We start from the raw sequence: 6900 nt of genomic DNA on the forward strand, positions 1-6900 counted from the left end.
GCCCCGCCCGCCCCCGGCCGGGGACACGGGCACGGGCACGGACACGGCGCCGCGTCCCCGGCCGGGCGACGGGTGCGCAGGCTGCTGGTCGCCCTGCTCGTGCCGTGCGTACTCGCGACGCTCGCCGGGGTGGCCCTGCTGTGGCCGGGGGCGACCCCGGTCCCGGAGATCCCACCCACCCAGCAGGTGCACGGCACGGTCACCGCGGTGCAGGTCGCGGACTGCTCCCCCGGCGCCGGGGACCGTCGCTGCACCGGGGTGACGGTCGCGCTGTCCGACGGGCCGCGCGCCGGGCGGGACCTGGTGCAGCTGGTGCCGAACGAGCCGTCGACGCCGCGGTTCGCGGTGGGCGACCCGGTCACGCTGTCCTGGTCGGGCGCGAACCCCGACGACGCGGGCTCCTACCAGCTCGTGGACTTCCAGCGCGGCGCCCCGCTGGGGTGGCTGGCGGCGGCGTTCGCGCTGGCCGTCGTGGTGCTCGGGCGGCTGCGCGGGTTCGCGGCACTGGTCGGCCTGGCGCTGAGCTTCGTGGTCCTCCTGTGGTTCGTGCTGCCGGCGATCCTGTCCGGCGGCTCGCCGCTCGCGGTCGCCGTCACCGGCGCCTGCCTGATCATGTTCGTGGTGCTGTACCTGACCCACGGGTTCACCGCGCGGACCTCGTGCGCGGTGCTCGGCACGCTGGCCTCGCTCGCCCTGATCGGGGTGCTGGGCTACCTGTTCACCGTCACCTCGCGGCTCACCGGGCTCGACGACACCACCGCCACGCTGATCGGCACGCTCGGCCCCGGGGTACCGATCGACCCGCGCGGCCTGGTGCTGGCCGGACTGGTGATCGGCGCGCTCGGGGCGCTCGACGACGTCACCGTCACCCAGGCCTCCGCGGTGTGGGAGCTGGGCGCGGCGAACCCCGAGCTGGGTGTGCGCGAGCTGTTCGCGGCCGGGATGCGGATCGGGCGCGACCACGTCGCGTCCGCGGTGAACACCCTGGTGCTGGCCTACGCCGGCGCCGCGCTCCCGCTGCTGCTGCTGTTCACGGTGGCGGCGGGCGGCGTGACCCAGGTGCTCACCAGCCAGGACGTGGCGACCGAGATCGTGCGGACCCTGGTGGGCAGCATCGGGCTGGTCGCCGCCGTCCCGGTGACGACCGGGCTGGCCGCACTCGTCGTCGGCCGGCGCTGAGTCCCGGTCGCGACCTATCCGGCGGGCTGGAGCACGAAGTCGTAGCGGGCCTCGTACCAGGGCACCTCGCTGTGCCCGCCGTCCGGTGTGGGGCCGGGCTCGCGGCGGGTGAAGCCGACGACGAGTTCGCGCTTGACCCCGAACACGACGTCGGAGTCGAGGAACTCGGCGCCCTCCCGGAACAGGTGGGTGATCAGCGGCTCGTAGCCGGGCACGGCCAGCAGGAAGTGGATGTGGGCGGGCCGCATCGGGCTGATGTCGGTGCGCGAGACGAGGTCGCCGACGGGCCCGTCCATCGGGATGGCGTAGCCGAGCGGGGCGATGGTGCGCAGGCAGTAGCCGCCGTCGTCGCCGGTGGTGTACTTCGCGCGCAGCCGGGCCTCGTCGACGTCGAGCTGGGCCTCGTAGGTGCCGTCGGCGTCGGACTGCCAGACGTCGAGGACGGCTCCGGTCACCGGGGTGCCGTCGAGCGCGCGGACGCTGCCGTGCACGAACAGAGGGTCGCCGGGCAGCCCGTCGGACATGTCCTCGCCGGAGGCCTTCTCCGGGGAGCCGTCGATGTGGAACGGGCCCAGCACCGTCGCCGGGGTGGCGGCCGGGTCGAGCCGGTGGTTCTGCTGGACGACGAGCATGGACAGCCCGAGCACGTCGGAAGCGAGGATGAACTCCTCGCGCTTGTCGTCGGAGATCTGCCCGGTTGCGGTCAGCCAGCGCACCGCGGCCATCCACTCGTCCTCGGTGAGGTGGGTCTCGCGGGCGAAGTCGTGCAGGTGGCGCACCAGGGCGGTCATCAGCTCGGCGGTGCGCGGGTCGTGCGCGGTCGCCCAGCGCGCGACGGCGGCGTCGGTGATCGTGTCCTCGGTGACGGTGGTGGGCTGCGTCATCGCAGGTCTCCCTCGGGCTGGTACGGGTCGGGGTCGACGGACCGGTTGTGCAGGTCCACGGACAGAAAGATGTCGTTGGCGACGGGGTGGCGCAGCTCCTCGGCGAGCTGGCCGATCAGGCCCGCGGTGCGGGCGAGCAGGGCGAAGCCGCGCAGCAGCTCCAGCGGCAGGCCGAGGTCGGCCAGCGCGGCGCCGCAGACGCCGGCGCCGTTGAGCGGCAGCGTCCGTCCGAGCACCTGCGGGTGCACCCGGCCGATCGCGGCGAACAGCCTCAGGTGCGGGCCGGTCAGCCCCTCCTCGGCGGCGAGGGTGAACAGCCGCGGGGTGCGGGGGTCGCCGTCCTTGTGGACGTGGTGGCCGAGGCCCGGCACGAACCGCTTCGCCGCCCGCTGGGCGGTGACGATCTCCAGCGCGACGGCGTCCCAGCCGTCGTCGGTGGTCGGGCGCTCGACGGGCAGGTGGTCGTGCAGGAACCGGCCGCAGTCCTCGGTGACGCCGAGGAAGCGTGACCCGCCGCCGAGCAGCCCGGCGGCCAGCGCGCCCTGCACCGAGTCCGGCGCCGACAGGTGGGTGAGCCGGGTGACGATCGCGGTCGGGGTGAACCCGTGGTCGGCCAGCGCGGCGAGGACGGCCTCGAACACCCGGGTCTCACCGGGGGTGGGGCGACGCTGGGTGGCGAGCCAGAACGCGAGCTCGCCGAACCCGACCTTCCCCATGACGTCGTCGGCGAGGTCGTGGCCGAGCAGGGTGATGGCGTCCTTCGACGAGGCGCCCAGGGCGGTGGGGTAGGTCATGAGTCGAGCCATTTCCGCAGGTCGGCGCCGTGCTCGTCGAGCCGCGGCGGAGGGAGCCGGTAGACGGCCGGGGTGGCGGAGAACCGGACCGGGTGCCGGGTGGTGGGCACCGCGCGGTCCCCCTCCCCGACCGTGACGACGGGATCGAGCCCGAAGCGCTCGGCCATCGCGAACCCGCCGTCGATGGTCTGGATCGGCCCGGACGGCACGCCGGCGGCGGTGAGCAGCTCGAACCACTCGACGGCCCCCCGGGTCGCGAGCCGCTCCTCCAGCAGCGGGCGCAGCTCCTCCCGGTTGACCGTGCGGTCGGCGTTGCGGGCGAAGCGGGGGTCGTCGGCGAGGCCGGGCACCTCGAGCACGCCGCAGAGCTTGCGGAACTGGGCGTCGTTGCCGGCGGCGACGATGAGGTCGTCGTCGGCGGTGGGCATCGGCTCGTAGGGGAACACCGAGGGGTGGGCGTTGCCCATCCGGTAGGGCACCGTCCCGCCCGCGACCCAGGCGGAGCTGTGGTTGACCAGCCCGGTCAGCGCGGAGGACAGCAGGTTGACCTCGACGTGCTGGCCGGCGCCGGTGCGGTCGCGGTGGCGCAGCGCGGCGAGGACGCCGATCGCGGCGTGGTTGCCCGCCATCACGTCGAACACCGAGATCCCGGCCCGGTACGGCGGCCCGTCCGGGTCGCCGGTGAGGCTCATCAGCCCGGACATCGCCTGCACCATGAGGTCGTAGCCGGGGACGTGCGCGCCCGCACCGGAGCCGAACCCGGAGATCGAGGCGTAGACGACACCGGGGTTGTCGGCGGCGACGGAGGCGTGGTCCAGCCCGAAGCGGGCCATCCCGCCGGGCCGCAGGTTCTCGATGACGACGTCGGCGCGGCGGGCGAGCTCGCGGGCCGCGGCGAGATCGCCGGGGTCGCGCAGGTCGAGCGCGATCGACCGCTTCCCCCGGTTGATGCCGAGGTAGTAGGTGGCCTCGCCGTCGCGCTCGGGCGGGGTCCAGGTGCGGGTGTCGTCGCCCGCCGGTCCCTCGACCTTGATGACGTCGGCGCCCATGTCCGCCAGCAGCATCGTCGCGTACGGCCCGGCCAGGATCCGGGAGAAGTCGGCGACGAGTACGCCGTCGAGCGGCCCGCCGGTTCCGGGTTCCGCCATCGGTGTCCCTCCGAAGTGATCGCTGTGCGGACGAGTGTCCGCCAGACGATCGTGACCCCGGGCGCGGGCGGCGGTCAAGCCGTGGCCGACACCGTCACGTGCGGCGCGGAGGCGAGCCGGGCGAAGTCGGCGCTGATGTCGCCCGCGGCCTGCAGCAGCAGCGGCAGATGGTGTTCGAGCAGGGTCTCCAGCGAGGTCTCCGCGGCGTGGCAGTTGACGTTGACCCCGGCGACGACCCGGCCCTCGCCGTCGCGCAGCGGGGCGGCGACCGAGCGGATGCCCGGGGCGAGCTGCTCGTCGGTCAGCGCCCAGCCGCGGGCCCGGACCTCGCGCAGCTCGGCGTCGCGCTCGGCGGGCGCCGGGGCGTGCCGCGGGGTCAGCCCGGAGCGCGACGGCTCGGCCAGCACCCGTTCCAGCTCCTCGGGGGCCAGCGCGGCGAGCTGCACCTTCCCCAGCGACGTCGACGCGGCCGGGAACCGCGTCCCGATCTGCACCGACAGCGCGACGATCTTGGGCACAGCGACCCGCGCGACGTAGACGATGTCGCTGCCGTCGAGCTGGGCGATCGAGCACGACTCGTGGGTCCGCGCGACGAGTCGCTCCAGGTGCGGCCGGGCGACGTCCCACAGCCCGGTCGACCGGACGTAGGCGACGCCCAGGTCCAGCACCCGCGGGGTCAGGGCGTAGCCGCGCTCGCCGGAGCGGACGTAGCCGAGCTCGGTGAGGGTGAGCAGCACCCGGCGCACGGTCGGGCGGGCGAGCCCGGTCGCGCCGGCCAGGTCGGCGAGGGTCATCTCCGCCCGTCCGGGCCGGAAGGCGGTGATCACCTCGAGACCGCGGGCGAGCGCCTCGATGAAGTCCGGGCCGGTCCCGTCGCGTGCCATGGGCCCACGGTAGCCGGACACCCCCGCGACCCGGCCGTTGACAGCACAAGAAGGGTGCGCGACAGTGACCGCCGTCCGTGCGATGTCCGCACAGCGGACGCCTGTCCGCAGAATCGAGGAGTGCGTCGATGAGCGTCGTCTTCCGCAACGGGACCGTCCTGACGGTGGACGCGGGCCGGACGGTCCTGTCCGGCCACGACGTCCTGGTGACCGGTGACCGGATCGCCGCGGTCGGGGTCGGTCTGGAGGTGCCCGAGGGCACCGAGGAGGTCGACGCGACCGGCGGTATCGTGATGCCGGGCATGGTCGACACCCACCGGCACATGTGGCAGACCTCGCTGCGCGGGTACGGCGCCGACTGGACGCTCACCCAGTACTTCGTCTGGAACTACCTGGAGTGGGGCAGGATCTTCCGCCCGGAGGACATCCACGCGGGGAACCTGCTCGCCGCGCTGGAGGCCCTCGACGCGGGCGTCACCACCACCGTCGACTGGTCGCACGGCCTGCAGACCCCGCAGCACGCCGACGCCGCCGTCGACGCCCTGACCTCCACCGCGGGCCGGTTCGTGCTCGCCTACGGCAACATCCACGACGCCCCCGCGAACTGGACCGCCGACCCCGGGTTCCGCGAGTTCGTGTCGCGGCGCATCACCCCCGGCGACGACATGCTCGGCTTCCAGCTCGCCTTCGACGTCACCGGTGACCCCGCGTTCCCCGAGCGCCCCGCGTTCGAGGTGGCCCGCGAGCTCGGCGTCGGCGTCACGACGCACGCCGGGGTGTGGGGCGCGACCAACGACGACGGCGTCCGGCTCATGCACGAGCACGGCTTCGCCGGGCCGGACACCGTCTACGTGCACGCCGCGACCCTGTCCGCCGACTCCTACCACCGGATCGCCGCGACCGGCGGCTCGGTGTCGGTGTCCACCGAGAGCGAGCAGAGCGCCGGTCAGGGCTACCCGCCCACCTGGGCGCTGCGCGAGCACGGGATCCCGGTGTCGCTGTCGATGGACACCTCGATGTGGTGGAGCGCGGACCTGTTCTCGGCGATGCGCACCACGCTGGGCGCCGACCGATCTCGCGAGCACCTGGAGGCACACGCGCGCGGGGACACCGTCACCCACTCGTCGCTGCGGGCCGAACAGGTCGTGGAGTGGGCGACCCGCGGCGGGGCCCGCGCGATCGGACGCGAGTCCGATCTCGGCTCGGTCGAGGTCGGCAAGAAGGCCGACCTGGTGCTCTTGCGCAACGACCACTCACCGGTGTCGTTCCCGCTGCTGAACCCGCACGGTCACGTCGCGTTCCAGGCCCAGCGCGGCGACGTGCACACCGTGCTCGTGGACGGGCGCGTGGTGAAGCGCGACGGGCGCCTGGTCGACGTCGACCTCGCCGCCGCGCGGACCTCGGTCACCGCCACCGTCGAGCACCTGCGCGCCACGATGGGCGAGGCGGCCTGGCAGGCCGGGATGAACCCCGAGATCCCCGAGACCAAGGTCCTCGACAATCCCTACACCTACACCGACTACCGCAGCGCGGCCACGCACGGCGGCTGATCAGGCGGGGAGGCGGGCGACCAGGTGCGCCTCCCCGTTGCCCTCGCCGTGGGCGAGGACCTCGAGGCCGGCGAACGCGGCGGTCAGCTCACCGGGCACCGCCCGGAACGGGCCGCCCGCGTCGCCGACCTCGGACAGCACCGTGACCACCAGCAGCCCGCCCGGCGCGAGCGCGGCACGCAGCGCCGGGTAGAGCGCCGGGTCGCGGAACCGCTGGCAGACGACGACGTCGTAGCGGTCGTCGTCGCGGGGGAAGCCGGCGTCGAGGTCGGCCTCCACCCAGCGCACCCGTACGTCGTGGGCGGCGGCCAGCCCGGCGCCCGCGGCGAGCCCGGCCGGGGACACGTCGACGGCGACGACGTCGAGTCCCTGCATCGCCAGCCACACCGCGACCGCGCCGCGCCCGCAGGCCACGTCCAGCGCCCGGCCCGAGGACGGGAGCAGGTCCGTGCGCCCGCGCA

General features: G+C 74.4%; 7 protein-coding genes. 2 read left to right on the forward strand and 5 right to left on the reverse strand.

Annotated features, from left to right (window positions below; all coding sequences use genetic code 11):
• The coding region (locus GTW08_RS10320) for a YibE/F family protein (RefSeq protein WP_202416938.1) at positions 1–1179 on the forward strand (1179 nt) is incomplete at its 5' end.
• A gap of 14 nt (positions 1180–1193) precedes the next feature.
• Here GTW08_RS10320 and GTW08_RS10325 read toward each other — a convergent pair.
• From GTW08_RS10325 to GTW08_RS10340, 4 genes are all read right to left on the reverse strand, one after another.
• Complete coding sequence (locus GTW08_RS10325; RefSeq protein ID WP_073574666.1) at positions 1194–2063, reverse strand: dioxygenase; 870 nt, start codon at positions 2061–2063, stop codon at positions 1194–1196.
• Positions 2060–2857 carry a citryl-CoA lyase gene (locus GTW08_RS10330; protein ID WP_100877597.1) on the reverse strand — a complete coding sequence of 266 codons (798 nt, stop codon included), beginning with the start codon at positions 2855–2857 and terminating at the stop codon, positions 2060–2062. Before GTW08_RS10330 ends, GTW08_RS10325 begins: the two co-directional genes overlap by 4 nt.
• Complete coding sequence (locus tag GTW08_RS10335; protein WP_073574664.1) at positions 2854–4005, reverse strand: CaiB/BaiF CoA transferase family protein; 1152 nt, start codon at positions 4003–4005, stop codon at positions 2854–2856. Before GTW08_RS10335 ends, GTW08_RS10330 begins: the two co-directional genes overlap by 4 nt.
• Before the next feature lie 74 nt (positions 4006–4079).
• Positions 4080–4889 (reverse strand): IclR family transcriptional regulator domain-containing protein, encoded by an 810-nt coding sequence (locus tag GTW08_RS10340; RefSeq protein WP_073574663.1) that lies wholly within the window; start codon positions 4887–4889, stop codon positions 4080–4082.
• A gap of 128 nt (positions 4890–5017) precedes the next feature.
• Here GTW08_RS10340 and GTW08_RS10345 point away from each other — a divergent pair, with 128 nt between their 5' ends.
• Positions 5018–6439, forward strand: a complete 1422-nt coding sequence (locus GTW08_RS10345) for an amidohydrolase family protein (RefSeq protein WP_161151822.1) — start codon at positions 5018–5020, stop codon at positions 6437–6439.
• Here the strand turns inward: GTW08_RS10345 and GTW08_RS10350 are convergent.
• Positions 6440–6900: class I SAM-dependent methyltransferase (locus GTW08_RS10350; RefSeq protein ID WP_202416939.1), on the reverse strand; the 461-nt coding region annotated here is incomplete at its 5' end.

The sequence above is a fragment of the Pseudonocardia sp. SID8383 genome (assembly GCF_009864975.1).
Lineage (GTDB): Bacteria > Actinomycetota > Actinomycetes > Mycobacteriales > Pseudonocardiaceae > Pseudonocardia > Pseudonocardia alni.